Origin of the sequence: Algibacter sp. 2305UL17-15 (genome assembly GCF_040720935.1) — a bacterium.
Taxonomy (GTDB): domain Bacteria; phylum Bacteroidota; class Bacteroidia; order Flavobacteriales; family Flavobacteriaceae; genus Jejuia.
On sequence record NZ_JBFDAE010000001.1, the window covers coordinates 407,384 to 432,542 of the forward strand.

Genomic DNA, 25,159 nt, shown 5'->3' on the forward strand with positions numbered 1-25,159 from the left:
TCTTAAAGTGTTTAAATACGTGAATACCTTTTATTAATGAGTGAACGGTAAAATAATGAGGCTATTATAAAATTTGTATCGTATTTTTGCACTATCAATAAGCAACTATGAAAAAAGGAATTCTATTAGTTAACCTCGGTTCGCCAGATAGTCCAAGCCCAAAGGATGTAAAAAAGTATTTAGGCGAATTTTTAATGGACGAGCGTGTTATCGATATTCCACTAGTGGCGCGAACAGCTTTGGTAAAAGGCGTCATCTTAAACACACGCCCAAAACAATCTGCAGCGGCGTATCAAAAAATATGGTGGGATGAGGGTTCTCCCCTAATTGTACTGTCTGAACGACTTCAACATAAAATCCAAAAACAGGTAGCATATCCTGTGGCATTAGCAATGCGCTATGGCAGTTTGACCATTAAAAAAGGACTTCAGGAATTGGTAGATAAAGGTGTTGCCGAAGTTTTATTATTTCCGTTATATCCACAATTCGCCATGGCAACCACCGAAACTATTCTAGTTTTAGCCGAAGAATTGCGCCAAGAACATTTTCCGAATTTAAAGATAGAATCTGTTCCAGCTTTTTATAACAAACCAGATTATATCGAGGTGCTTTCAAACTCCATAAAACACCATTTAAAAGGTACTAATTACGAGCATTTATTGTTTTCCTATCATGGCGTACCAGAACGTCATATCCGTAAAAGCGACATTACAAAATCCCATTGTAATCCCGATGCTTCGGGAGATAAAAGTTGTTGTGTCACACCAAGTAAAGCCCATGAGTTTTGTTATAAACATCAATGTTTGGAAGTAACACGTTTGGTGGCTGAAAAATTAAAATTAAAAGAAGGCACCTATTCCACCTCCTTTCAATCACGTTTAGGTTTCGATCCGTGGCTGCAGCCTTACACAGATAGAACCATTGAACGTCTCGGAAAAGAAGGCATTAAAAATATGGCAATAGTAACGCCGGCATTTGTAAGCGATTGTTTGGAAACACTCGAAGAAATAGCCATGGAAGGTCAAGAGATTTTCCACGAAATGGGCGGTAAGGAATTCACAACCATTCCATGTTTAAACGACGACCAAGAATTTGTAGATTTATTATCCAAATGGATTACAAATTGGGCTAAAACTCCAGCAACCGTAAGTTAAAATGGCATATTTCTATCTAAAAGCATTTCATCTTATCTTCGTCATCACTTGGTTTGCAGGCTTGTTTTATATCCCAAGATTGTTCGTCTATCAAATAGAAGCATTCCATAAACCTTCCCCAGAAAAGGAAATTTTAGGAAAACAACTTAAAATCATGGCAAAACGCTTGTGGTTCATCATCACATGGCCATCGGCAATTTTGGCTTTAGTTTTCGGCTTAAGTCTATTCTATATTAATCCAAATCTGTTTTACATGCCGTGGATGCAGGTAAAATTAGGGTTCATAATATTACTCTTTGCATATCATTTAAAAACCCATCAGTATTTTAAACAGTTGCAAAACGACATCGTAAAAAAATCCTCCAGTTTTATGCGTATTTGGAATGAAGGCGCAACATTCATTCTGTTTGCCGTTATATTCCTTGTCATTTTAAAAAGTGCCATCAACTGGATTTGGGGCGTTATCGGTATTTTTATTTTAGGGGTGCTCATTATGTTGGGTTTCAAACTTTATAAACGTTTTAGAGAGAAGAATCCGGAGGTTTAATTTTATTATCTTAAAAAAGGATGCCGCTGCCCCCGAAGCATCGGGACTTAGCGCACCTATCCGCCAACTTTGAAACCCAATCTAACTAAGTCGCTTTTTTGTTATTTGAAATTTTAGTATTTGGAATATTACGGAGTTCTTTGGTGCAATTATTGCTATATTTAATGCATTCAAAATAAAAGATGAAATTAAAAAAACTCTCTTTACGCACCCGTATTTTTATCGTAATGATTCTGCTGGTATTGTTGGCATCAGTCCTAATCGCAGCAGTAGCAATTTATCAGTATAGCGAAGAAACTACCGATTATCATAAACAAAGGCTTGAGCGGAAAGAGCAAAATATCCAAACCCATTTAAGACGCGAATTAAATAGTCGAAGAAATACATGGGAAGTAAAAACCAGAAATATTCCGTTAATTTTTAAGGATGAAATTAGCAACATTGCCGATATTCACAAGCTTCAAATAAATTTATACGATTTGGAAGGCAGTTTATTAATTACTTCAAAAGCCAATTTAAAACCAGACGAAGAAGATAAATGTATAGATACCGAAATTCTAAACGCTATTTCGCATACGGCAGACCATAGACATGTAGATAAACATCGAGAAAATGGGGAGACTTTCCAATCTTCATACACTTACATCTACGATAATAAATTCAAACCCATCGCTATTTTAAATCTACCCTATTTAGAAAAAGATGATTTTCTATCTAAAGAGCTCAATGAGTTTTTGGGAAGATTGGGTATCGCCTACCTTTTTGTATTGATTATGGCAATTGGCATTGCCTTTTTCCTCTCTAAGTATATTACCAAATCTCTAAAAACCATCAGCGATAAAATTAACACGACGCGATTAGAAAAACGTAACGAAAAAATTGTGATAGACGATACCAGCGAAGAGATCTCAACGCTTGTAAACTCCTATAACAGTATGATTGACGAGTTGGAGGAAAGTGCTGTAAAACTAGCCACTAACGAACGGGAACAAGCTTGGAGAGAAATGGCGAAACAGGTAGCGCACGAGATTAAAAACCCGTTAACGCCAATGCGTTTGACTGTGCAAAATTTTCAACGCAAGTTCGACCCAACAGATGAAAACATCCATACCAAAGTAGATGAATATACCAAAACACTCATTCAGCAAATTGATACGATGAGTTCTATAGCTTCGGCATTTTCAAATTTTGCCAAAATGCCAGCGCAAAAAAATGAAACACTAAATGTGGTCAATATCACAAAACTAGCTTTAGATATTTTTAATGAGGATTATATCATATTCACTTCAGATGCTGAGGAAATTATTGCTAAGTTTGATAGAACCCAGTTAATTAGGGTGGTTACCAATTTGGTTAAAAACGGTATTCAGGCTATTCCAGATGAAAAAACACCTCAGGTATTGGTAAATGTTGGGGAAGATGAAGACAATGTAATTATAACGGTTGCCGATAATGGTTCAGGCGTTTCAGAAGAAAATAAAAGTAAAGTATTCGAGCCAAAATTCACGACCAAAACAAGCGGTATGGGATTAGGTTTGGCAATGGTTAAAAACATTGTTGAGACTTATAAAGGTTCTATTTCTTTTACTACTGAAGCAGAAAGAGGGACTGTTTTTAAGGTTGAATTTCCAAAAGGACAATAATTGATCTCCAAAAAATAAAAGCATGAATTACAATAATATACTTTACAATACCGAAAACAACATTACTACCATAACCATTAATCGTCCTAAAAAGTTAAACGCCCTTAATCAAGAAACTATTAAAGAATTGCATGAAGCTTTTAAGGAAGCCAATGCAGATAAAAACACCAAAGTAATTATCATTACAGGAAGTGGCGAAAAAGCCTTTGTAGCAGGAGCTGATATTAGCGAATTTGCAGATTTTAGCATCGAAGAAGGCACAGATTTGGCAGCAAGCGGACAACATTTATTATTCGATTTTGTTGAAAACCTATCCACACCCGTAATTGCTGCGGTAAATGGATTTGCATTGGGTGGCGGTTTAGAATTGGCGATGGCATGTCATTTTAGAGTGGCTAGTGATAACGCAAAAATGGGCTTGCCCGAAGTATCTCTAGGCGTAATTCCAGGGTATGGCGGCACGCAACGCTTACCGCAACTTATTGGAAAAGGTCGCGCTATGGAATTAATTATGACGGCAAGTATGATTGATGCCAACCAAGCTTTAGGCTTCGGACTTGTAAACCACGTAACCACACAAGACGAATTATTACCGCTTTGCGAAAAAATAGCTGGTAAAATTCTGCGAAATTCTTCAGTAGCAATTACTTCTGCTATAAAAGCCATAAATGCTAATTTTAAAGATGGTATTAACGGATTTCAAACCGAAATTACCGAGTTTGGGAATTGTTTTGGAACGGATGATTTTTATGAAGGCACTACTGCTTTTTTGGAGAAGCGAAAGGCTGATTTTCCGGGGGAGTAGAGGTTTGGTTTTTGAGAGGTTGCTTGTCAGTCTCAGCTATGAGTAGTTGCGAGGATTTTCAGAACTAGGCTAGAATGAGCACTTATTTTTATAGTCAATGTTGTCTTTCGTTTGTTTTAACACACATCAGTCGATACAATTAAAAATTACTTTTCAGAGTCTGCCAACTTCTTAGTATCCACATATTGCTGAAAGGCAATAATTTTTCCTTCATTATTAAGTGTCCATAGATGTGCAGCTTGTGCGTTATAGGTCTTTTCAGTTGCTTTTACTTTAGCATCATATCGTAAAGTAGCTAAAACCTTGTTGCCATTCATACCGTGGATTTCAATATCCTGTAACCCAAAGTACTCATGGTTAGCTCCAAGACGTGCAAATACGCCTTCTAAAATTGCATCTGGACCGATATAGGGATTGCCATCTGCAAGCGAATTACTTTCGGCTTCGTTCCATTCAATATCAGGATGCATAGACCCAAGAACTGTAGGCATATCTCCTGTTGAGAATGCGTTGTAAAGATTCTCAATAACCTGAATGTTTTGGTTGTTTCCCATGATTTTTTGTTTTTAAGTTAAAAAATGTATTTCAATATTTTTTATCATTAGTTAAACGAAGTTAGCTTTTTTTCTGACAAAGTCAAGGCTGTTATATCAAATATTTTATGGCAGCATCAATAGTGTTCCCAAAATTTTTAGAGGTGTCAAAATAGTTTAGACCATGTTCTTTACATGCTGTTTCTTTGCAAGTATGGTCTTCCCGGATCTTGATGTACTGCTAATTAAGTATAGCATATCGTTACTTCTTTAAGTGTTAAAACGAATTTATAGTATTTTCTAGTATAAAATCCAGTTTGTTAATAACCCATCCCCGCTTTAACAGTTTTCAGCCTAAAAAATATTTAACTTTATAGAGCTACTTACTCCAGTTTGGACCCTAAATTTTAAGTATTATGAATCCCAAGTCTCCTATAAAAGGACGTGGCGCACAGCTAAACGTCCCCAATCGTTTCTTCGAATTAAGTCATGAAATGCGTGACGATTTTCTGGAGTTCTGCCAAAAAGAAGGGGAAATAGCCGATAAAAATAAAACACAATACCTAGAAGTATTTCCAAAAACCATCGTTAATAAAGTAAAAAGTCCCGACGTTGGAATGGGCTACAGTATGAATCCTTATCAAGGTTGCGAACATGGTTGTATTTACTGTTACGCTAGAAACTCACATGAATTTTGGGGCTATAGCGCAGGGTTGGATTTTGAAAGACGCATTTTGGTAAAAAAAGACGCACCAAAACTTTTGGAGCAACTGCTTAAAAAGAAAAGTTGGAAAGCACACCCAATCGTGATGTCTGGAAATACGGATTGTTACCAACCTGCTGAGAAAATTTATAAAATTACCAGACGATGTTTAGAAGTGTTTTTAAAATACAAACACCCTGTTGGAATTATTACAAAAAATTCAAGAATATTGGAGGATATTGATATTCTTAAAACCCTAGCAAAAGACAATTTAGTAGGCGTTAATGTTTCCATTACATCTTTAAGTGAAGACACAAGACGAATTCTAGAACCTAGAACTGCAACCATAAAAAAACGTTTGGAAACTGTAAAGACTTTAAGTGAAAATGGTATTCCCGTAAATGTGATGCTAGCGCCAATAATTCCATCGATAAATAGCCACGAAATATTGCCATTGGCTAAAGCTGCTGCTGAAAACGGCGCAAGTTCCATTGGGCATACCATTGTTAGACTTAACGGAGCGATAGGCGCAATTTTTACCAATTGGATTAAAAAAACAATGCCCGATCGTGCCGAAAAAGTATTGCATCAAATTGAAAATTGCCATGGTGGCACTTTAAATGATTCCAGATATGGTACCAGGATGCGGGGAGAAGGTAACATAGCAAAACAAATAAACGATCTTGTAAAACTAGCGAAACAAAAATATTTTAAAGACAAAGCAATGCCTAAGCTTAATTGTGATTTACATGAGCAATTTAAAAATGGACAGTTAAAACTGTTCTAATCTAAAGACCTTCCTTCTAAGAGTGAAACTTTTATTGGTATGAGTTACTACTCTAAAGAAGAGGGGATTAAGTGGTGTATTGTTAAAATGTCTTCAAATGCGAATTAAACAATACTTTTAAAAACTCATTAGAAACTATAACACAAAACGAGGAGGTATAGGTTCAAAACCAGTTTCAATATCATCAGCATTGTAAATATTAACTACTGTAGGTTTAACCTGTGTCAGATATGGACAAATTAATTTATAGGGTTTGAATAAGAATAGCTCAACACCTCCCTTAATCCCTCCTTATTAGGAGGGAAACTGTTGCTTAAAAAAACAGAATATAAATTGCTTATTTAACTACATGCTTCTTTTTACAGTCTAAAACTTGTAAAAATTTAATAATCAGTAAAGTATGAAACAAAAAAAAGTGGGCCGCCACAGCCCACTTTTAACATCCAACTCTAAATAAGGTATTTAGACTTTAATTAATGTACTTGATAAACTCTCTACCTTCTGTATGAAATACAAGTTTATAAGACCCAAAATCTAAGCCCCCTAGTTTGTAGATTCTTTCGATAGTTTTAGTGCTCTCAATGGTTTCGGCAAACATGAGTTCAGAACCGTTCAATCCTTTAAAGTAAATCTCAATCTCAAAAGGGTCTTCATTTAAGGAAAGTTTTGAGACATAAACCATATCGTCATTAATGCGTACCATAGGCTTGAAGATTGTTTCCCCCTTTTCTTTATCAAAAAGTACATTATTAGACTTTACAGTAAAAGGTATCGTGTTTATTTCTAAATCTTTATCAATTTCAAAAACATATGTCCCATTTGGTAATGCGGTTAGATCAAAACTTTTTGTATAAGTTCCTGATCCTTGTATATAATTTTTGAACAAAATCACACCATTGGTATCTTTAATAGATAATAGGTTTCCTTGCTTTACATTATATAAAGTAAGGGAGGTTCTTTCAGCGTCATTTTTTATTTTAAATAATGAAGCATCATTGGCGAAACTTAATAAGGTAGCAAACATGGTTACCATTAAGATTCCTTTTTTTGAGTGTTTAATTACGTTTTTCATAATTCGCGTTTTTAACGTTCAACACTACAAATGTATAACACAAACTTACTGTATAAAACATTGATATTGACTAATTTATGCGCTATTTTATCTATTAATTTTACATCAATTTTAGGTTAAATAGCATATATTATTTCATAAGATTTTGTACTGATACATATAAAGAAGGGCAAAAAAAATTGAAGATATAAAGGGATTAGCCGCTTAGTGGATGTTGATGAAATTGAGGAGATACTATAAAACAAAAAAAGTGGGCCACCACAGCCCACTTTACCAACTAAACTAAACTAAATAAGACATTAATTAATTATTAATGTATGCTGTAAAAGATCTACCTTGAGAGTGATAGACTACCTTATAGTTACCTTCTCTAGGTAATTTATAAACGCGTTCTAGACTTATGTCATTTTTAATATTTTCTGAATAAACCAATTCGTAATCATTTGAAGAAACTCTATTTCCTTCTAAATAAATAGATACATCAAGATTTTCATTGTCTAATGCTAATTTCGAAACATAAACTAGATTTTCTTTAACTCTTGTTACTGGCTTAAAAAATGTCTCTTCCTTTGCTTTATTGAAAACTACAGTATTGTCTTCAACTGTAAAAGGGATCATTTTAATTTCCACATCTTTATCAAGCTCAACAACGTAATCGCCGTTTGGCAATTCAGATAAATCAAAGCCTTTTGAATACATACCTTCTTCCTTTATTTGCTCTGTATAAAGAGTGATACCATAAGCGTCTTTAATTGTTAAGAGATTGCCCTGTTTTACATTTGTTAATGTAATTGCAGTTCTTTTAGCATCTTTAATATCATGATTTTCAGAGGCATTTGTGTTACCTATAACCGTAGCCATCATTGCTACCATTAAAATTGCTTTTTTTGAGTTGTTCAATACGTTTTTCATAATTTGGGTTTTTATAACGTTTTACAGGGCAAAGATAGAGGCGATGTGTGATGTAGAAAACATCAAATTTGGCTAGTTTATATGCTATATTAACTGTTAAATCAATGTTAACTATGTGTTAAGTTAATATAGCATATATTTGTGGTAATTGAATATATAATGTATGCATAATAAATAGTAAATTTGTTATAAAAGCGCCTACAATGATTACTAAGAAACCTACACTTAAGAAACTTACGCCCAGTTTTGGAAGTTCCATATTGGTAAAGCAGCACTTGGAGAAGGTGGACAGAAATGATGCCTATTGGCATTTTCATCCTGAATTAGAGCTGGTTTACGTCAATAAAGGTCAGGGAAAAACCCATATTGGAAATCATCTCTCGTATTTTAATAACAGTCAACTCATATTAATTGGCGCCAATTTGCCACATAACGGGTTTACGGATAGGTTAACCGCAAACGGAACGGAAACCACCATACAGTTTAAATCTAATTTTTTGGGAGATGATTTTGAAGGTATTCCTGAAATGTCGAATGTACGTTCCTTGTTTGAGCGTGCAAAAAAAGGCATTCGGTTTAAGGTTGAAGCCAAAAAGGTTATAGGCCCTAAAATTGATAGCTTAATGGATTTTCAAGGTTTAGAGCGTGTTACAAAGTTTCTTGAAATACTAAATTACTTAGCGCTTACAGATGATTACGATATTTTAAATGCCGATGGTGTTGTTTTTGAAGCTGAAGCCCAAGACAGTGCTAAAATTGCCATGATATTTAAATATGTCAACAAGAATTTTCAAGAACATATTAGTTTAGACGACATCGCAGATGAAGTAAGTATGACGGTGCCTGCGTTTTGTAGATACTTTAAAAAGGCAACGGGTAAAACGTTTACCAAAGTGGTTAACGAATATAGAGTGGTACATGCCACCAAACTATTAAACGAAAGCCAAATGAGTATTGCTGATATTTGTTTTGAATGTGGCTTCAACAATTTTTCGCATTTTAACAAGCAGTTTAATGAGATTACAGGCAAAAGTGCTTCTAATTATAGAAAGGAAATAAAGCATATTATACAACATTCGGCTTAAGCATTGCCTTCCCATTCGCTATAAAACTGATTTAGGTAAAGTTCCATAAAATCATGTCGTTTATCTGCGAGTTGTTTCCCTGTTTTGGTATTCATTTTATCTTTCAGGAGTAATAATTTCTCGTAAAAATGATTGATGGTAGGCGCTGTGGAAGATTTATACTCTTCCGAAGTCATATTAAGATGAGGTTTAATCTCAGGATTATAAAGTGCTCTGTTTTTAAATCCTCCATAATTGAATGTTCTTGCGATTCCAATGGCACCAATGGCATCCAATCTATCGGCATCCTGAACCACATCCAATTCGAGCGATTTAAATTTTTGAGCCTCATTTCTACCCCTGCCTGCTGATAGGCTAGATTTAAATGAAATATTCTCAATAATTTTTATGACATGTTCAATAACTTTGGAATCTACATTCAGTTTAAATAAAAATTCCCGTGCTATTTTAGGGCCAATAGTTTCATCGCCATTATGGAATTTGCTATCGGCAATATCGTGCAATAAAGCGCTTAGAGAAACTATAAATAAATCAACAGGCTCTTTTTTAGCAATTAATAAACTGTTTTTATAAACCCGCTCTATATGAAACCAATCGTGTCCACCTTCAGCATTAGTTAAAGTTTCTTTTACGAAAAGGATGGTTTTGTTTATGATGTCTTCGGAAGTATGCATTGGGTAAAAATAAAAATTCCTTTCGATACGTCGAAAGGAATCTAATTATTATAAGTTTGAAATTCTTTTTTTGGAATTTTATTTTATAACCGCAGGAGCAACCCATTTAAACTGAAACGAGTTTTCTGGAACCTTCATGCGTTCAGATAAACGATACATTCTAGCGGGTAGTTTCATGAGGTAATCCCTTGCTTTTTCAGCTTCATCATCTAAACCAGTTATTTTATCAATTTCCCAGCGTTCAATCAGTTTTTGTAAAATATCAACATAATCGGTAGAGGTATAAACACCAATTCGTTGTGCGGTATTAGAAAACTCTTCGAAAGCAGAACTTGTTTTACCCCCAGATTCTCTTAAAAAGTGTGCTGGCATGGTAATTTTTTGTTTCATCATATAATGAAAAGCCATCATCATTTGGCTAGGATCTACTTTAAAGATACGCTCCACAAACTCAGAATAAGCATGGTGGTGTCGCATTTCGTCTCCAGAAATGATTTTACACATTTTAGAGAGACGCTTATTGCCTTTATCTTTCGCCAATTTTGCCACACGATTATGCGACACATAAGTCGCTAGTTCTTGAAAACTGGTATAGACGAAGTTTTTGTAAGGGTCTCTATCTGTGCCAATATCAAAACCATCAGCAATAAGATGTTGCGTGGTTATTTCAATTTCTCTCATATTTACACGTCCCGATAAATAGAGGTATTTGTTTAAAACATCACCGTGTCTGTTTTCTTCAGCAGTCCATTGTTTTACCCATTTAGACCAACCGTTTCCACCTTCGGTTACTTGATCTACACCTTCAACATCCATCAACCAAGATTCATAGGTTGGTAATGCTTCTTCAGTAATCATATCACCTACTAAAACCACCCAAAAATCATATGGTAGTTCCTTGGCTAAAGCTCTAATTTCTCTTACTTCTTCAAAAAAGGCGCTGTCCTCAACTTCAGAATTCGGTAAAAAATCTGTGGGCTGCCATATGCTATCAATAGGAATTAAGTATTTTTCCATCAATGCGTCCACGTCTTTTTCCAAAAACTGCATCACTTCTAATCTCTTGTTTTTTAAAGACATATGTTAAAGATTTTAAGGTTCAATATCATTTTTAATAGTGGATTCAATCGTATCAATTAACTCCTGCTTATTAACAAATATAGCCAATTCTAAGGGTTTATGTACTGTAAATTTTAGATGATTGCCCAAGCCCATTGGAAATTTTCCATAACGCAACATTTTCCAAGAATTATTTATGGTTACCGGAACAACGAGTGCGGACGGTATTTTTTTAAATAAAATCTCTAAACCCTTAGTTTGAAAAGGTTTTGGTGTACCATCCTTACTTCGAGTACCTTCTGGAAAAATGACGGCGGCATAATTGTTTTTTTCAATATACTCGCCAAATTTCATAAGTGCGGGTAAGGATTGTCTTGGGTTTTTTCGGTCTATTAAGGCAGCGCCTCCATGTCGCAAATTATAGGATACACTCGGGATGCCTTTTCCTAATTCTATTTTACTGATAAATTTTGGGGAGTGTTTGCGCATGTACCAAGTAATTGGATAAATATCATGCAAACTTTGATGATTCGCCACAATAATAAGAGGGCGATTGGTATCTATCTTATGTGGATTGTTAAATGAAAAACGCGTTCCTAAAATATTAGCGCACCGCATTAAACTCCATTGTAAAAGATAAACACTTTTTTGATGTGTGCTATAGCCAAATAGATTAAAGCAAACCCATTGGATAGGATGAAACAGAACTAGCGTTAACCCAAAACACAAATAGTAAATAACAGATACAGGATACGAAAGCAATTTCATCATGTCTCAAAATTAGTATAATGAAAATTAATAGCATAAAAAAACCACGAATTAATCGTGGTTTAATTTTTTTTTGTCATTCCAAGCGAAGCGTGGGAATCTGTTTAATAAATAGCTAAATTTATGAAATTATCATAATTCTTGCTTCCTTGCAATAGGCTTTTTCTAACAATGCTCGTTATAAGCATCCACCAAGTTCTCTGCAATAAGTTCTGCAGGTCTGCCCTCAATATGATGACGCTCTAGCATGTGCACCAATTCGCCATTTTTAAACAATGCCATACAAGGTGAACTTGGAGGAAACGGAATCATATGCTCTCTTGCTTTATCAACGGCTTCTCTGTCAACGCCTGCAAAAACAGTTGTTATATGGTCTGGTTTTTTAACATTTTGTAAACTCATTCTCGCGCCTGGTCTTGCGTTTGCTGCTGCACAACCACACACCGAATTTACCACCACTAAAGTAGTGCCTTCTTTTGCTAAAGCAGCATCAACCGCTTCGGCAGTTTGTAATTCTTCAAAACCAACATTGGTTAAATCCTCACGCATTGGTTTTACTAATTCTGCTGGATACATATTTTTAAATTTTAATAATTAACATTCTTGAGTTACAAAGATACCATTTGTGTAACAATATGGTATAAATATCAACTAACTAATATTATATTTGGTCATAATTAAAATCTATAACTTACATGGGGTTTTCAAAATGGATAGGTGCTTCTTTGGGCTGGTCGTTTGGCGGACCAATTGGCGCCATAATAGGATTAGCATTAGGAAGTGTTATTGATGCAATGGCAGATGGAAAGGATAGTCCATTTTTAGAGCAAGGAAAATCACGTAGAGGACGACCAACTTATAGAAGACAACCAAGACAACGCCCGCAAACACAATCGGGAGATTTTGAAGTGAGTTTATTGGTGTTAGCCTCTGTGGTTATTAAAGCCGATGGTAAGCAAGATCAGCGTGAATTGGATTTTGTGCGTCAGCAGTTTTTAAATATGTACGGAAAGGAACGTGCAAATAATGCCTTTAAATTGTTTAAAGGTATTAGCAAACAAAACGTTTCTGTAAGACCTGTGTGTTTGCAAATTCGCCAGATGATGGATCATCCATCGCGTTTACAGTTGATGCATTTTTTATTCGGAATAGCAAAAGCAGATGGCACGGTTACTCAAGATGAAGAACGTCAAATTTATACCATGGCAGGCTATTTGGGCATTAATTCCAGAGATTATGAAAGCATTAAAGCCATGTTTTATAACAGCAGGGATAATGCTTATAAAGTCTTGGAAATAGATAAAAGTGCCACAGTAGATGAAATTAAGAAAGCCTATCGAAAAATGGCAAAAAAATACCATCCAGATAAGGTGATCCATCTAGGAAAAGAACATCAAGAAGGTGCTGAAGAAAAGTTTAGACAAGTGCAAATGGCCTACGAACAATTGCAGAAGGAGTTGCGGTTTTAATGATTAAGGAATATAAGTGTACTTTCCATTTAAAGTGTAATTGGAATTTACTTCAACATCACAAAATATAAAGTTAATAGTATTAGCACCATTATTTTCAAGATATATTTTTTCTCCAGCTCCAGCATATGCACCACCTAAACTCCCAAATCCAAAATCTGTAATATCAAGTTTAACCTCTCTATTAGATCTTATGGATTGATTATCAAAAGTGCTTACCGTAATATATTCTCCAGTTAAGGGTAAGTCTGCGTTAAGTTCATTGAATTGTAATGTGATGTATAAAGTAGAAGATGATGTTCTTGTTTGAAATTGAACATTTCCATCATTAAAACCAGACGGATTTTTATAAACCACATCATTTATTGGGATACTACTCTGTCCTAAATTGATGAAATTGTTGTTAACAGGATTACAAACAGGCTCCGAATTAGTTGTAAACTCATAAATTTGACCATATCCTACACCAGTTTCGTTAATGCCATATGCAGAACAATAATATGTGCTATGGGATTTCAAATCTTCATACCTCTTTGCAAAAGCACCAATACGTTCGCCTTCTATTATTTTATTATCGGCAATTGTCGGTGGGAAAGTTTCGCTGAAAACTAAACCGTATTCAGTAATATCTTGACCGCCTTCTCCTAATACACGACCTCCTAAAATAGCCGAATTGGTTAGAACGCTTGAAGGTTCATTGGTAATCATAATAGGTTTTAGGTAATCTATATTAACAACTTCACAAGTTAAAAACACTAATGAAAACAAGGCTAATATTATTTTTCTCATTGTAAGTAATTTTAGGCTAATATAGTAAGCGATTTTATATATTAGCCAAAATTTATAATAAAAATGAGAAATGTTTTAGTTCTAGTGTTGTTCTTGTATTCCTTTAATTTTTTTGCTCAGGAAGATAGATTAGGCATAACAGTTGGAGCCACAAATTATATAACTGATGCAAGTTGGTTATTTTCAAAATCAAGTATAGGCTATACTATTGGCCTTATCGCCACAAGAGAATTCAATGAACGTTCAGCACTTTTTGTAGAAATGAATTATAGTGCACATTTTGTTAAGTTCGTAGGTAGAGAAACGGAATCATCTGCCCCGGAGGATGTTAAGTTTAAATTAGAAAGAATTAGCGTACCCTTCTTTTATAATTACTCTTATTTAATCAAAGAGGACTTTAAATTTGGAGTAACTCTCGGCCCTTCTTTCGAATTTTATCACGATTACAGGATTGTAGATGAATCTAAAGAACTCTATTTGCTAGATCCACTGTATGTACCAGCATCACGTTTGCAATTTGACACTTTAAGCGGTAATGATACGATTTCATTTAACTTATATGCAGCACTTGGTTTAAATGTTCAATATCAAGAAAACCTCATGGCCAGCTTACGATATTACTATGGCATAACAGACCCTTACAGAAGGGCACTTGACACTTCTCCTATAATAGAGATTTCGGGAAAAGATTCTTATTTCACATTTACTGTTTCTTATTTTTTTTAGTCTAAATAATAATTAATTTTTACCTTAACATAACAACTATGAGCTTTAGAATAATATTATTTTTATTACTGGGAAGTTTTTCTTTATTTGCCCAAAATAGTACAGCAGAAGTCGCATTGGATAAATCATGTGTACTGTTAAATTTTATAGACCTAGGCGAAAATGGGTTTATAGTTAAGACAGGAAAAGAAAAAGCTGCATATTCAAAAAAATTAAAATGGCAAGTGCATTATTTTGACAACGATTTGAATTTAATATATAGTATGCCAATAAAAAAAGATCAGTTAGATACAGGGTCGGGGAATCCTATATTGGCATCTCGTTCTGGAGATTATTTTTATCACGAAGAGTTTAAAATAACTACATCGTTTGGTGCAGGAAAAGGCCATTTTACTCAAATTAAAAAGGATAAAAATATTAAAACCCATGATGTAAAATATAAAGATTACAAGGGCAAATCTATTGAAAATTCATTTGTAGATGATGATTACTACAATATGTTGTGTGTTGAGAAAGAAAAGAAGAGTCGGAAAAACAAGAATCCAAAAAAAACCTACACTTTATATCAGTTTGATCATGCTGAATTTAATAGAACTGAAGTGATTTTAGACTTACCTCAAATAATTGAAGAAGATGATATAGATAAAACATCTTGGGAATTTTCAGACCAAAAAGGAGGTTTTATTTATATGAGCAGGAAAGATTTAAATTTTGAATCTGATAATCATACATACCATGTAGTGGCATTAAATAAATCTGATGGAAAAATAGCTAATCAATTTACGCTTAATTTTTCTATCGGCTCTAAGCATATTAGACCATCTAATAACAACATTGAAATATTTGGAGCGCGATATTCGAGTTTAGGTGATTTTTCTCTAAAAACAGTAGGTACTGGAACTAGCTCGAGAGGGTCTTTTCATCATAGATTAAGTGCTTTTGGGAAACTGAAATTAGATTTAGATAGCCAAAAAGCTTATGTGTTTGGTCTCTATGGAGATAAAGAGTTTAAAAGGATTGGATCAACCTATCAAGGCTATTATATCAAAGGATATAATTTTAATGGAAAAAAAGAATTTGAGGTTTTAAAAGGGCTGCCTCAAAACTTAGCGAAAGAATCCGGATTCAAGGTTCATAACATTCCCCATCAAAGAATTTTACACTTTAACGTGTTTAAAGAATATTTCGAGTTGTCTATTAACTCAAAGAAACAGAGTTATATGACTCGCTTTTCTAATTCTGGAGAGTATATTAAAACAGTTAATGTAAAACCTTTAAGGAAGATTAAAGATGAAAAACCCTATAGAGTCATTTCAGAATTAATTAGTTCTGAAGATGTTAAAGGTTTTTTAGAAACAAAAAAACCTATTAAAAGAAATAGCAAAAGCAAAATTAATATTTTAAAAAGAAAGAAAGGTTGGGATATTCTTTATAATATATTGGACGAAAAAATAGTTTTCTATTCTTTCTCAAATGAATAAGAATTCAGACAAGTGCAAATGGCCTACGAACAATTGCAGAAGGAGTTGCGGTTTTAAAAGGCTTATTTGGTAAAATCTGTCAATACTCCAGATAAAATTACTGCAATTACTAAAATTATTAAAAATACGATGACTATTACTGCTCCAGTTTTAGTGATGTTGTCTTTTTGAAAGATGTAATTGCCTTTATCGTCCTTTTTGTCTTTTACTATTTCGAAATCTTCGGGTTCTTTTTTCATGAGTGTAATTTTAGAATTATATTCAAATTTAGTCATCAAACCCGTATGGTTTTTGTTTAAAGCAAACGGATGTTAACGCAAATGAAATATCATGCGACCTTTGTTGGGAAGTCTAAATAGGAAGATTCTCAGTAATTTGTTTGTATTCCAAACCCACAATTAAGCTCACTAAGATTTTATGTTATTAATAATGGCCTTTTGCGTGTCATGGTGTGATTTGGATACATTGGTCATGGTTTGTATAACTTGCTGTAACCTTTGTAGAGCATTTTGAAGATTAACGTTTTGCAATTGACTATCTTCTCCAACTTTACTGGACCATTCGGTAATTTCTTTATTCAGATCATCTAAAGTTTTTATGCCTTTACGCGGCACTCTTTGTGGGATGCCAAATATATTAGGAGTTATAGGAACGTAAGTGTATGCCATGTCTTCTATAAGTTTTCAGTCAAATTATTGATATTCCGCTTCATGTAAGAGGTACTTCTTTTTTTTGGGGATGCTCTATGTTTTGCATGGGTTTTTTCGGAGAGGACCAGTAACAAGGCGTTCTGAAAACCCTCCAGTTCGGTTAAATATGAAATTAGTTCTATCTGTTGGTCAGTTTCTTTCCTGATTTTATTCAATTCATCTCTAATAGCTTTCTTTTGGTCGTTATATGCTTTAACCTTTTCAGCTTGATGTTTCAAATCGGCAACAGATTCTTTATAGGAATCTCTTGTAACGATTTGAATCAAGGAATTAGGGTCAATTTGAGGTACTTGATTTTTACTTTTTTTGGGATCGAATTCTACATGTTTCTTCTTTGAACCACATGATATTAATACTACTGCTAGTATCAACAAAAATGCTTTTTTCATAACATATGAGTTTTAAATAAAAGTCTTGAAAAACTTTTTGGGTTTAGTTTAAAGATACGATATAAATTTGTAAAAAACTGGACATTAAATGGTTATGGATAAAAACGACTAAATTTCCTGGGGCCAAATACTCCATTTCTTAGTGAATGATGTTCATCAAATAAACCAATATCAAAAAAAAGTATGGGACTTGATTAAAGTGGAATTTCCCAATTTCTCCTACAGCGTTTATAACGGTTGGTTGCACTTTTTCAGAATCAGAAGATAATAATTCTTTTAATGTTGAAAGTAGGGCTTGTTGCAATTCGGGTTTTGAATAAAACAGTTTTCCAAGGGCTAAATACCCTGTTTTTCTGATAAGTATCTTCATCTGAAAAATATGTAATGATAGTATCAGTTTCTGCTAAAACCAAATCCTTAGTAATATCCTGCTTTGATTTTTTCAACCAAAATAATGCATTCTTCTTTTAATAAATCCTAAAATGGCATGTTAATTCACTTCTAATTTATACCCTACACCATGTACGTTTATAATGTTTATAGAATTGTCATCTTTAAACTTTTTTCTGAGTTTCGAAATAAATGTGTCTAAACTTCGTCCTACAAAAACGCCATTATCCTCCCAAATTTCTTTAATCAAAACGCCACGTTTTATCACTTCGTTTTGATGTTCGCTCAACATATTTAAAAGCTCACATTCTTTAGTCGACAATTGGATTTCAATAGTATCTTTAACTAGTTTATGTTGCGTTTCATAAAACTTGTAATTTCCAATTTTTGTGTATGACGTATCACTTGTAGATGATTTTGTTTTTGGTTTTTTGTTGTAATACTTAAAGGCAATAATTAGAAGACATATAATAATTCCAAATAGAATATAAGGTGTTTTTGAATTTAAAAATGGATTATTGTTCAAAAATTCGATGTTTATTTTATAACAATCTGTAGGTAATATTCTTCCAGAACATGGAATGATATTTTTTTCAACAGTAAAACTGATTTTATAGCTATATGAAACTTCTTCGGTTTGGCAATTTAAAACTTCAACAATGTAGCGTTTTGGTAAATTGGCAGATTTTAAACTGGTATTTATAATTTCTACTAAACTATCTGGAGATATGGATAGCTTCTGTTGAAAAGCTATTTCATAACTATTTTCATTTAACTTTTTTATGGGTAAAATTAATGATGTTGAATCGTTGTTAGCCAAAAGCAACTTGTTTCCAGCATTCCTTAGAACTACTTTTACCGTTTTAGAGAAATTATCTAATTTATTGTGTTCCTGAAAACTTGACAGTATAAAACCAAGAATTGTTATTCCTGCTAAAAGATATAAAAGTGTTTTTTGTTTCATGTTTTCAAAAAGTAGCCAAATAAACAAAACTGTACAACTTTTTACACCTTTTTTACACTTCTTTTACATTTTTTTCACAAATTACAGAGCAGGTGTTTATAGTTTTATCAAAAACAAATATCATGAAAAAATTAATTATGTTAGCAGTCTTCGGACTTACGTTTTCAGTTAATGCTCAAATGAAGTTGCCAATTGACACCAATAAAAGCATGGTAAAATGGACAGGGTCTAATCTTTTTAAATTTAACAAACACTATGGAACCGTTACTTTTAGAAATGGAACAATTGTCACTAAAGGGAATAAATTAATAGGAGGTAATTTCATGATTGATATGAGTACCATTATAAATACCGATGGGAAGTATAATGAAATGTTGGTAAACCATTTAAAAGGAGCAGAATTTTTTGCTGTTGATAGATATCCAAATGCCAAACTAGAAATCGTAGAAGCCATTGATAAAGGAAAAAATACTTTTGATGTTCTTGCAGATTTAACGATTAAGCACATTAAAAACAAAATTAGATTTAGTGCTACAATTACAAATTCAGTTGGTAAATCAGTTATGAACACTAAATTTATTATTGATAGAACACTTTGGAATATTGTTTATAAAACTAAAGGGATATTGTCTACTTTTAAAAACGATACCATATCTGATGCTATTGAGTTTGAAGTTAGTATTGAATGGGTAAATGATGATAAATGTTAAAATCTATTATTAAAATAATTTTATGCTTATGCCTAACTCAAAGTTATACTCAAGACAAGGGCATACTTTGGACAGTTGCATGGAGTCCAAATGGTAACTTTATAGCAGTTGGAGGAGATCAAGGTGATTTAAAGATTTTTAGCGGAAAAACGTTTAAATTATTAAAAACTTTTCCTGTTAAAGATGTTATTTTAAGTAGATTAAAATGGCATCCTTTTCAAAACAAGCTTGCGGTTATTACCCAAAGTAGCACTTTTAAGGCTAAAATTCTGGATTTAGATTCTGAAGAGTGGACGAATTTAAAAGGGTTAAAAAATAGTTTTAGAGGACTGGATTGGAATTATAATGGAACACTTTTAGCAGTTTCAGAGTTTGAAGATTTTGTTTCAGTTTTTGATGTGAATGGTAAATTGGTAAGTAGATTTAGAGCCGATAAAAAAGGAGTTGCAGGATTGGACTGGCATCCTAAAAAAAATGTATTGGTAACTGTTGGTTCTGAAATAGGTGTTTTTAATCATTTAGGAGATACTTTAAATATGTTCAAACCAAGAAGTGAAGAAGTTATTTTGCTTTGTTTGGAGTGGCATAAATCAGGTAACTATTTTGCAGTTGGGGATTATGGCGATTTGGAAAAAGCAGAAAATAAACGTGTTCAATTTTGGAATGCTAAAGGTAAAAAATTAAAGGAAATTGTAGGGGGTGTTGTTGAGTATAGAAATTTACGTTGGAATAAAAACGGCAAAAAATTAGCAACAGCAAGTGATGCGCTTAGAATTTGGAATAAAAAAGGAACGCTATGTGTTGAATCAAAATCAACTGATGACTATTTGTGGGGTATTGATTGGAGTCCAGATGGTAATTACATCGTGACTTCAAATTCTAAAGGGAAGATAGTTATTTGGACTAAAACAGCTGAAAAAGTTCTGGAACTACAATATTAGATTTCATTAGCATTTTGTAAATTGGCGTTTCAATTTTAAATGTCATCAATCAATGAAAAACATCTTCGATTTAAACGAAACCAACGCACTTATCAGCAGAATTAATAAATTAGAACCCTCAACCAAGCCATTATGGGGAAAAATGAGTGCAGACCAAATGTTAGCGCATTGCAACGTCACTTACGAAATGGCTTTTGAAGACAAACACAAAAAACCAAACGGTTTTGCAAAATTGATGCTAAAACTGTTTGTTAAAAATACTGTTGTTGGAGAAAAGCCATACAAGAAGAATAGCAGAACTGCACCACAATTTTTAATTGTAGATGCCAGAAATTTTGAAGTCGAAAAAGAGCGTCTTATTAATTATTTAGAGAAAACACAAAGTTTAGGAGAAAACTATTTTGACGGCAAGGAATCCCATTCCTTTGGAAAGTTAACAAAGCAAGAATGGAATAATATGTTTTACAAACATTTAGACCATCACTTAACTCAATTTGGAGTATAACGCAAACTCATAGAAATAAAAAACCAACTAAACACAAAGGAATAGTTGGCTTTAATTACATGTTTCATTAACTATTAAAAAATGTAAACGAAACGGTAAATATTAATTACTTACTCTTGTAAGTTTTTGTGTTATTGTCTTTATCGAAAACTATAACTAATTTATTATCAGCGTTAAAATAAGCCGATTTCAAATCCCAACCTTCTTGTTTAGAAGCGTCTAATAAACATTTCCTAACATCAGGATTGTTTAAGTCTAGGTTTGAATTGATTTTGTCATCAGCTTTTACGTCAACAGACAATAAAAGCATCATAGCTACGAATAATAATTGTAATTTTTTCATCATTTTTGGGGTTTTAATATTATTAATATATGTACAAGATTATAGCATATTTCAATAGTTCTAAAAAAAATTAGTCGTGCGTATGCTATTCACCGTCCAAACGACAGGGTTGCCCTTAAGAAGCATAATTGTCCGACGAAAGGACTAGTAAGCATGGGCGTTTAGACGGTAATTTGAAGTCTTTTTCAGGAGTCTTATAGGAGAATTAGTTCATGTGATTTAACATTTTAATCTTTAAAGACAACCTTGGATTGGTTTTGAGTTACGTCCAAATGGACTATCTTACCTAAAATCAACGCTCTATTATCTTTAGCATGTCCTGCATGCATATTAAAAGCAATAGGGAAATCATAATCTGCTAAAACATCCAAAATCAATTGTTCAATAGAAGTGCCCCAAGGTGTAGTGTTCCTTTTTATTTTCGTTATATCTCCAACAATAACACCTTTACAATTATCAAAATAGCCTGCACGTTTTAAACTTTGTAACATGCGATCTATATGGTATTTATATTCGCCTATTTCTTCGATAAACAAAATTTTCCCCGAAGTATCTATACTGCTGTTTGAACCCAACATGGTGTGCAACATGGTTAAATTACCGCCTGTTAAAGGAGCGGAAACTGTTCCGGATTTGTTGTATTTAGAACCTTTTAAGGTATAATTTAAAGGTTTACCAAAAATAGCATCTTTAAATGTTGCAATAGTTTCCTTTATGGTTTCAGCATCATCTTGTAAACTGGTACACATCATGGCATGAATGGATTGCACTCCTAAATTGGTGACTTCATTATGAAGCGCAGTAATATCAGAGTATCCAATAATCCACTTTGGATGTTGTTTAAATGTCGTCCAATCTAACTTGTCCAAGATTCTAACACTCCCATAACCGCCTCTAGCACACCAAATGGCACTAATTTTGGGGTCGTCTAAGGCGTTTTGGAAATCCTCACAGCGTTCGTCGTCCGTTCCAGCAAAATGCCGTCCTTGATTAAAGACATGTTTGCCAACCACGGCATGCAGCCCCCAACTTTTAAGTAATGCCTTGGCTTTATTGATTTCCCCCTGTCTGTTTTTTAAAATTCCTGCTGGAGCTACAATAGCGACAGTATCGCCTGTTTTTAAGTATGGTGGTTGTTTCAAACTCATTTCGTTTTTAGATAATGCCTCATTTTGCGAGAACCCCAATTGATTTCCAAAGAAAAAAACAGCACAAAACAAGCTTAATATTAGTAGGTTTTTAGACATAATGTAAATGTACATTTTTTTAGTGAAACTCAATACTTAGAAGCCCAAAGGGCGTACTAAGTATTGTTAGTTGAACTAATCCCGCTGAAGAGCGGGATCTCATAAATTACATTCAGACTTCAAAAAAATATGAAAGCAAATTCAAGATAACTTGAAGTCAAGTAGTGTACTTTGAACTAATCTTTTTGTTTCATACTTTTTTCTAAATCGCCCTCAAAATGTGTACTTTTACGGCTTCAAAATAAAGTGTCATTCCGAGCGAAGCACAGGAATCTGTTGAATTAGAACTTCAATTCACGAGATTGCCACTCCCGATAGTTATTGGGACGTGCCTCGCAATGACATTTAAATTTAATTTTTATAGATTGATGAACAAGCCAAAACGATATACCATTACCACCGCACTTCCATATACAAACGGGCCAATTCATATTGGGCATTTAGCGGGTGTTTACGTGCCAGCAGATATTTATGCACGCTATTTACGCTTAACAGGAAATGATGTAGCATTTATTGGTGGGAGTGACGAACACGGTGTACCCATTACCATTAAAGCGAAGAACGAAGGTGTATCTCCCCAAGATATTGTTGATAAATACCATGCGATTATTAAAAAATCGTTTGTAGATTTCGGGATTACTTATGATAATTATTCGCGTACATCAGCGCCTATTCATCATGAAACAGCTTCAGGGTTTTTTAAGACTTTAGATAAAAAAGGTGAATTTATCGAGGAAACATCAGAACAATTATATGATGCTGAAGCCAACCAGTTTTTAGCAGACAGGTTTGTAGTTGGAACGTGTCCAAAATGTGGCAATGAAGAAAGTTATGGTGATCAATGTGAAAACTGTGGCACAAGCCATAATGCAACGGATTTAATAAATCCTAAGTCTGCAATAACGGGAAACGTGCCGACTTTAAAACAGACAAAACATTGGTTTTTACCTTTAGATAAGCACGAAGCCTTTTTAAAAGAATGGATTTTAGATGGGCATAAAAAAGATTGGAAACCCAATGTTTACGGACAATGTAAATCTTGGATTGACGATGGTTTGCGCCCAAGGGCAGTAACAAGGGATTTAGATTGGGGAATTCCAGTACCAGCAGAAGGTGGAGAAGGTAAAGTCCTCTACGTTTGGTTTGATGCGCCAATAGGTTATATATCATCTACCAAAGAATGGGCAGCACGCGAAGGAAAAAATTGGGAACTCTATTGGAAAGATAAGGACACAAAGCTAGTCCACTTTATAGGAAAAGACAATATTGTATTCCATTGTATCATATTTCCAGCCATGTTAAAAGCCGAGGGCAGTTATATTCTACCAGAAAATGTGCCAGCAAATGAGTTTTTAAATTTAGAAGGCAATAAACTATCCACCTCTAAAAATTGGGCGGTTTGGTTACCGGAATATTTAGAAGATTTCCCAGGGCAGCAAGATGTGTTGCGTTATGCATTAAACGCCAATGCACCCGAAACTAAGGATACCGATTTTACTTGGAAAGATTTTCAGGCGAGAAATAATAATGAATTGGTTGCCATTTTTGGGAATTTTATAAACCGAGTTGTTGTGTTGACCAATAAATATTATGAAGGTATTGTTCCAGCGCCTTCCGAGTTTTCGCAAGTTGACGACGAAACTTTGGCAGCAATAAAAGCCTACCCAGATGTTATTGCTAGTTCGATAGAGCGTTACCGTTTTAGGGAAGCGGGACAGGAATTAATGAATTTGGCGCGTTTAGGAAATAAATATTTAGCAGATGAAGAGCCTTGGAAAACCATTAAGGTTGATGAAGCTAGAACACAAACCATTATGTATGTGGCACTTCAAATAGCATCTGCATTAGCAACTTTAAGTGAACCGTTTTTACCGTTTACTTCCGAAAAACTGAAAGGTATTCTTAATGTCAGTTCGAGTGATTTGATGGAGGAAAATCGTATCGAGAACTCATGGAACGACGTGAGCTCACAAGAAACCTTATTGCCATCAGGACACGAAATAGGAAAAGCAGAATTACTATTCTCTAAAATAGAAGACGACACCATTCAAAAACAACTTGATAAATTGGAGGCTAGCAAAAAAGCTAATGAAATAGCCAATGCTACTGTAGAACCTCAAAAAGACACCATTACTTTTGAAGATTTCACAAAACTAGACATTCGTGTCGGGACGATTCTTGAAGCTGAAAAAATGCCAAAAACCAAAAAACTTTTAAAACTAAAAGTAGATACAGGCATTGATACAAGAACTATTGTTTCTGGTATAGCTGAAAGTTTTACTGCGGAAGAAGTTATTGGAAAACGTGTAACCGTATTAGTGAATCTTGCTCCAAGAGCATTAAGAGGTGTTGAAAGCCAGGGGATGATTTTAATGACTGAAACTCCAGAAGGGAAATTGGTATTTGTGAATCCTGATGATACTGAGGTTGGGAATGGGTTGCAGGTGAGTTAGGGTTTGTTTTTTATCTTAATCTATAAAGGATGTGTCACGTTCTTTAAAATCTTCCATTTTCTTTACTGGGAAGGGATTTCTAGAAACCATATTCTTTTGCATAAATTCATTGCATTCTTGAATGGTAAATATATCTTTTTTTATAGCTCTGGCAAGGAAATCCAAGGTAGTTAAATAGGATCAAGTCAAAAAGTTGTGTGTGAATTGGAATAAGATTCCGATTTTTGTTTAAAAAAAGAACCTTGGACAATTATCTAGACTTACTCAAACTTATCTTACCTGAATTTCTGATCAATCATT

At 33.9% G+C, this 25,159-nt stretch carries 28 protein-coding genes; 13 read left to right on the forward strand and 15 right to left on the reverse strand.

Annotation, left to right across the window (positions count from 1 at the left end):
- Positions 1-107: 107 nt before the first annotated feature.
- The 4 genes from hemH to ABXQ82_RS01735 all read left to right on the forward strand — a co-directional run bounded on the left by hemH (position 108) and on the right by ABXQ82_RS01735 (position 4,149).
- A complete protein-coding gene (gene hemH, locus ABXQ82_RS01720) occupies positions 108-1,154 on the forward strand; it encodes a ferrochelatase (protein WP_367053932.1) in 1,047 nt (348 codons plus the stop codon).
- A gap of 1 nt (position 1,155) precedes the next feature.
- On the forward strand, positions 1,156-1,701 hold the full coding sequence (locus ABXQ82_RS01725; protein WP_367053934.1) for a CopD family protein: 546 nt from the start codon (positions 1,156-1,158) through the stop codon (positions 1,699-1,701).
- Between the two features lie 182 nt (positions 1,702-1,883).
- Positions 1,884-3,344, forward strand: coding sequence for an ATP-binding protein (locus ABXQ82_RS01730; RefSeq protein ID WP_367053936.1), 1,461 nt, complete (start codon positions 1,884-1,886; stop codon positions 3,342-3,344).
- Between the two features lie 22 nt (positions 3,345-3,366).
- A complete protein-coding gene (locus tag ABXQ82_RS01735) occupies positions 3,367-4,149 on the forward strand; it encodes an enoyl-CoA hydratase-related protein (protein ID WP_367053939.1) in 783 nt (260 codons plus the stop codon).
- A gap of 146 nt (positions 4,150-4,295) precedes the next feature.
- Here the strand turns inward: ABXQ82_RS01735 and ABXQ82_RS01740 are convergent, their stop codons facing one another.
- Complete coding sequence (locus ABXQ82_RS01740) at positions 4,296-4,703, reverse strand: nuclear transport factor 2 family protein (protein WP_367053942.1); 408 nt, start codon at positions 4,701-4,703, stop codon at positions 4,296-4,298.
- A 395-nt stretch (positions 4,704-5,098) separates the two neighbouring features.
- On the opposite strand from ABXQ82_RS01740, the gene ABXQ82_RS01745 reads away from it, so the two are divergent.
- Positions 5,099-6,172, forward strand: a complete 1,074-nt coding sequence (locus ABXQ82_RS01745) for a PA0069 family radical SAM protein (RefSeq protein WP_367053945.1) — start codon at positions 5,099-5,101, stop codon at positions 6,170-6,172.
- 469 nt (positions 6,173-6,641) lie between these two features.
- Here ABXQ82_RS01745 and ABXQ82_RS01750 read toward each other — a convergent pair whose 3' ends face one another.
- Both ABXQ82_RS01750 and ABXQ82_RS01755 read right to left on the reverse strand, forming a co-directional pair.
- A complete protein-coding gene (locus tag ABXQ82_RS01750; protein WP_367053948.1) occupies positions 6,642-7,244 on the reverse strand; it encodes a hypothetical protein in 603 nt (200 codons plus the stop codon).
- 303 nt (positions 7,245-7,547) lie between these two features.
- Positions 7,548-8,156 (reverse strand): hypothetical protein, encoded by a 609-nt coding sequence (locus tag ABXQ82_RS01755; RefSeq protein ID WP_367053951.1) that lies wholly within the window; start codon positions 8,154-8,156, stop codon positions 7,548-7,550.
- 203 nt (positions 8,157-8,359) lie between these two features.
- Here ABXQ82_RS01755 and ABXQ82_RS01760 point away from each other — a divergent pair, with 203 nt between their 5' ends.
- A complete protein-coding gene (locus tag ABXQ82_RS01760) occupies positions 8,360-9,241 on the forward strand; it encodes an AraC family transcriptional regulator (RefSeq protein WP_367053954.1) in 882 nt (293 codons plus the stop codon).
- Here the strand turns inward: ABXQ82_RS01760 and ABXQ82_RS01765 are convergent.
- The 4 genes from ABXQ82_RS01765 to ABXQ82_RS01780 all read right to left on the reverse strand — a co-directional run bounded on the left by ABXQ82_RS01765 (position 9,238) and on the right by ABXQ82_RS01780 (position 12,318).
- Positions 9,238-9,915, reverse strand: a complete 678-nt coding sequence (locus ABXQ82_RS01765) for an HD domain-containing protein (protein ID WP_367053957.1) — start codon at positions 9,913-9,915, stop codon at positions 9,238-9,240. The two genes, ABXQ82_RS01760 and ABXQ82_RS01765, sit on opposite strands and share 4 nt — an antisense overlap.
- A gap of 78 nt (positions 9,916-9,993) precedes the next feature.
- The gene (locus tag ABXQ82_RS01770; protein WP_367053960.1) at positions 9,994-10,995 is read right to left on the reverse strand and encodes an acyl-ACP desaturase; all 1,002 of its coding nucleotides are present in this window, start codon (positions 10,993-10,995) and stop codon (positions 9,994-9,996) included.
- Between the two features lie 12 nt (positions 10,996-11,007).
- On the reverse strand, positions 11,008-11,745 hold the full coding sequence (locus tag ABXQ82_RS01775; protein ID WP_367053964.1) for a lysophospholipid acyltransferase family protein: 738 nt from the start codon (positions 11,743-11,745) through the stop codon (positions 11,008-11,010).
- 162 nt (positions 11,746-11,907) lie between these two features.
- Positions 11,908-12,318, reverse strand: a complete 411-nt coding sequence (locus ABXQ82_RS01780; protein ID WP_367053967.1) for a BrxA/BrxB family bacilliredoxin — start codon at positions 12,316-12,318, stop codon at positions 11,908-11,910.
- Positions 12,319-12,437: 119 nt separating this feature from the next.
- On the opposite strand from ABXQ82_RS01780, the gene ABXQ82_RS01785 reads away from it, so the two are divergent.
- The gene (locus tag ABXQ82_RS01785; RefSeq protein ID WP_367053970.1) at positions 12,438-13,211 is read left to right on the forward strand and encodes a TerB family tellurite resistance protein; all 774 of its coding nucleotides are present in this window, start codon (positions 12,438-12,440) and stop codon (positions 13,209-13,211) included.
- A gap of 3 nt (positions 13,212-13,214) precedes the next feature.
- Here the strand turns inward: ABXQ82_RS01785 and ABXQ82_RS01790 are convergent, their stop codons facing one another.
- Positions 13,215-14,000 (reverse strand): hypothetical protein, encoded by a 786-nt coding sequence (locus ABXQ82_RS01790; protein ID WP_367053973.1) that lies wholly within the window; start codon positions 13,998-14,000, stop codon positions 13,215-13,217.
- Positions 14,001-14,063: 63 nt separating this feature from the next.
- Between ABXQ82_RS01790 and ABXQ82_RS01795 the strand changes: the two genes are divergently transcribed.
- Together ABXQ82_RS01795 and ABXQ82_RS01800 are read left to right on the forward strand one after the other, a co-directional pair.
- Entirely contained in the window at positions 14,064-14,726 is a 663-nt protein-coding gene (locus ABXQ82_RS01795; RefSeq protein WP_367053976.1) for an outer membrane beta-barrel protein, read from the forward strand.
- Between the two features lie 38 nt (positions 14,727-14,764).
- Positions 14,765-16,207, forward strand: coding sequence for a hypothetical protein (locus tag ABXQ82_RS01800; protein ID WP_367053979.1), 1,443 nt, complete (start codon positions 14,765-14,767; stop codon positions 16,205-16,207).
- A 62-nt stretch (positions 16,208-16,269) separates the two neighbouring features.
- On the opposite strand, the gene ABXQ82_RS01805 is transcribed toward ABXQ82_RS01800, so the two are convergent.
- The 5 genes from ABXQ82_RS01805 to ABXQ82_RS01825 all read right to left on the reverse strand — a co-directional run bounded on the left by ABXQ82_RS01805 (position 16,270) and on the right by ABXQ82_RS01825 (position 18,660).
- Positions 16,270-16,446, reverse strand: coding sequence for a hypothetical protein (locus tag ABXQ82_RS01805; protein ID WP_367053982.1), 177 nt, complete (start codon positions 16,444-16,446; stop codon positions 16,270-16,272).
- Positions 16,447-16,614: 168 nt separating this feature from the next.
- Positions 16,615-16,875 carry a hypothetical protein gene (locus tag ABXQ82_RS01810; protein WP_367053985.1) on the reverse strand — a complete coding sequence of 87 codons (261 nt, stop codon included), beginning with the start codon at positions 16,873-16,875 and terminating at the stop codon, positions 16,615-16,617.
- A gap of 5 nt (positions 16,876-16,880) precedes the next feature.
- Positions 16,881-17,306: a hypothetical protein gene (locus tag ABXQ82_RS01815; RefSeq protein ID WP_367053987.1), complete on the reverse strand. Its 426-nt coding sequence runs from the start codon at positions 17,304-17,306 to the stop codon at positions 16,881-16,883.
- 139 nt (positions 17,307-17,445) lie between these two features.
- On the reverse strand, positions 17,446-17,676 hold the full coding sequence (locus ABXQ82_RS01820; protein ID WP_367053990.1) for a hypothetical protein: 231 nt from the start codon (positions 17,674-17,676) through the stop codon (positions 17,446-17,448).
- Positions 17,677-17,796: 120 nt separating this feature from the next.
- On the reverse strand, positions 17,797-18,660 hold the full coding sequence (locus ABXQ82_RS01825; protein WP_367053993.1) for a winged helix-turn-helix domain-containing protein: 864 nt from the start codon (positions 18,658-18,660) through the stop codon (positions 17,797-17,799).
- A gap of 122 nt (positions 18,661-18,782) precedes the next feature.
- On the opposite strand from ABXQ82_RS01825, the gene ABXQ82_RS01830 reads away from it, so the two are divergent.
- From ABXQ82_RS01830 to ABXQ82_RS01840, 3 genes are read left to right on the forward strand one after another with little or no spacing between them, the layout of a single operon-like run.
- On the forward strand, positions 18,783-19,370 hold the full coding sequence (locus ABXQ82_RS01830) for a YceI family protein (RefSeq protein ID WP_367053996.1): 588 nt from the start codon (positions 18,783-18,785) through the stop codon (positions 19,368-19,370).
- Complete coding sequence (locus ABXQ82_RS01835) at positions 19,364-20,311, forward strand: WD40 repeat domain-containing protein (RefSeq protein WP_367053999.1); 948 nt, start codon at positions 19,364-19,366, stop codon at positions 20,309-20,311. Before ABXQ82_RS01830 ends, ABXQ82_RS01835 begins: the two co-directional genes overlap by 7 nt.
- A gap of 52 nt (positions 20,312-20,363) precedes the next feature.
- Positions 20,364-20,816 (forward strand): DUF1569 domain-containing protein, encoded by a 453-nt coding sequence (locus tag ABXQ82_RS01840; protein WP_367054002.1) that lies wholly within the window; start codon positions 20,364-20,366, stop codon positions 20,814-20,816.
- 106 nt (positions 20,817-20,922) lie between these two features.
- On the opposite strand, the gene ABXQ82_RS01845 is transcribed toward ABXQ82_RS01840, so the two are convergent.
- Positions 20,923-21,162 carry a hypothetical protein gene (locus ABXQ82_RS01845; protein ID WP_367054005.1) on the reverse strand — a complete coding sequence of 80 codons (240 nt, stop codon included), beginning with the start codon at positions 21,160-21,162 and terminating at the stop codon, positions 20,923-20,925.
- A 224-nt stretch (positions 21,163-21,386) separates the two neighbouring features.
- Complete coding sequence (locus ABXQ82_RS01850; RefSeq protein WP_367054008.1) at positions 21,387-22,421, reverse strand: LD-carboxypeptidase; 1,035 nt, start codon at positions 22,419-22,421, stop codon at positions 21,387-21,389.
- A gap of 353 nt (positions 22,422-22,774) precedes the next feature.
- On the opposite strand from ABXQ82_RS01850, the gene metG reads away from it, so the two are divergent.
- Positions 22,775-24,859, forward strand: coding sequence for a methionine--tRNA ligase (gene metG, locus ABXQ82_RS01855; protein WP_367054011.1), 2,085 nt, complete (start codon positions 22,775-22,777; stop codon positions 24,857-24,859).
- Positions 24,860-25,159: the final 300 nt, after the last annotated feature.

Coding starts and splice junctions, on each gene's coding strand:
- hemH (WP_367053932.1), top strand. CDS start 108: ATGAAAAAAGGAATTCTATTAGTTAACCTCGGTTCGCCAGATAGTCCA.
- ABXQ82_RS01725 (WP_367053934.1), top strand. CDS start 1,156: ATGGCATATTTCTATCTAAAAGCATTTCATCTTATCTTCGTCATCACT.
- ABXQ82_RS01730 (WP_367053936.1), top strand. CDS start 1,884: ATGAAATTAAAAAAACTCTCTTTACGCACCCGTATTTTTATCGTAATG.
- ABXQ82_RS01735 (WP_367053939.1), top strand. CDS start 3,367: ATGAATTACAATAATATACTTTACAATACCGAAAACAACATTACTACC.
- ABXQ82_RS01740 (WP_367053942.1), bottom strand. CDS start 4,703: ATGGGAAACAACCAAAACATTCAGGTTATTGAGAATCTTTACAACGCA.
- ABXQ82_RS01745 (WP_367053945.1), top strand. CDS start 5,099: ATGAATCCCAAGTCTCCTATAAAAGGACGTGGCGCACAGCTAAACGTC.
- ABXQ82_RS01750 (WP_367053948.1), bottom strand. CDS start 7,244: ATGAAAAACGTAATTAAACACTCAAAAAAAGGAATCTTAATGGTAACC.
- ABXQ82_RS01755 (WP_367053951.1), bottom strand. CDS start 8,156: ATGAAAAACGTATTGAACAACTCAAAAAAAGCAATTTTAATGGTAGCA.
- ABXQ82_RS01760 (WP_367053954.1), top strand. CDS start 8,360: ATGATTACTAAGAAACCTACACTTAAGAAACTTACGCCCAGTTTTGGA.
- ABXQ82_RS01765 (WP_367053957.1), bottom strand. CDS start 9,915: ATGCATACTTCCGAAGACATCATAAACAAAACCATCCTTTTCGTAAAA.
- ABXQ82_RS01770 (WP_367053960.1), bottom strand. CDS start 10,995: ATGTCTTTAAAAAACAAGAGATTAGAAGTGATGCAGTTTTTGGAAAAA.
- ABXQ82_RS01775 (WP_367053964.1), bottom strand. CDS start 11,745: ATGATGAAATTGCTTTCGTATCCTGTATCTGTTATTTACTATTTGTGT.
- ABXQ82_RS01780 (WP_367053967.1), bottom strand. CDS start 12,318: ATGTATCCAGCAGAATTAGTAAAACCAATGCGTGAGGATTTAACCAAT.
- ABXQ82_RS01785 (WP_367053970.1), top strand. CDS start 12,438: ATGGGGTTTTCAAAATGGATAGGTGCTTCTTTGGGCTGGTCGTTTGGC.
- ABXQ82_RS01790 (WP_367053973.1), bottom strand. CDS start 14,000: ATGAGAAAAATAATATTAGCCTTGTTTTCATTAGTGTTTTTAACTTGT.
- ABXQ82_RS01795 (WP_367053976.1), top strand. CDS start 14,064: ATGAGAAATGTTTTAGTTCTAGTGTTGTTCTTGTATTCCTTTAATTTT.
- ABXQ82_RS01800 (WP_367053979.1), top strand. CDS start 14,765: ATGAGCTTTAGAATAATATTATTTTTATTACTGGGAAGTTTTTCTTTA.
- ABXQ82_RS01805 (WP_367053982.1), bottom strand. CDS start 16,446: ATGAAAAAAGAACCCGAAGATTTCGAAATAGTAAAAGACAAAAAGGAC.
- ABXQ82_RS01810 (WP_367053985.1), bottom strand. CDS start 16,875: ATGGCATACACTTACGTTCCTATAACTCCTAATATATTTGGCATCCCA.
- ABXQ82_RS01815 (WP_367053987.1), bottom strand. CDS start 17,306: ATGAAAAAAGCATTTTTGTTGATACTAGCAGTAGTATTAATATCATGT.
- ABXQ82_RS01820 (WP_367053990.1), bottom strand. CDS start 17,676: ATGAAGATACTTATCAGAAAAACAGGGTATTTAGCCCTTGGAAAACTG.
- ABXQ82_RS01825 (WP_367053993.1), bottom strand. CDS start 18,660: ATGAAACAAAAAACACTTTTATATCTTTTAGCAGGAATAACAATTCTT.
- ABXQ82_RS01830 (WP_367053996.1), top strand. CDS start 18,783: ATGAAAAAATTAATTATGTTAGCAGTCTTCGGACTTACGTTTTCAGTT.
- ABXQ82_RS01835 (WP_367053999.1), top strand. CDS start 19,364: ATGTTAAAATCTATTATTAAAATAATTTTATGCTTATGCCTAACTCAA.
- ABXQ82_RS01840 (WP_367054002.1), top strand. CDS start 20,364: ATGAAAAACATCTTCGATTTAAACGAAACCAACGCACTTATCAGCAGA.
- ABXQ82_RS01845 (WP_367054005.1), bottom strand. CDS start 21,162: ATGATGAAAAAATTACAATTATTATTCGTAGCTATGATGCTTTTATTG.
- ABXQ82_RS01850 (WP_367054008.1), bottom strand. CDS start 22,421: ATGTACATTTACATTATGTCTAAAAACCTACTAATATTAAGCTTGTTT.
- metG (WP_367054011.1), top strand. CDS start 22,775: ATGAACAAGCCAAAACGATATACCATTACCACCGCACTTCCATATACA.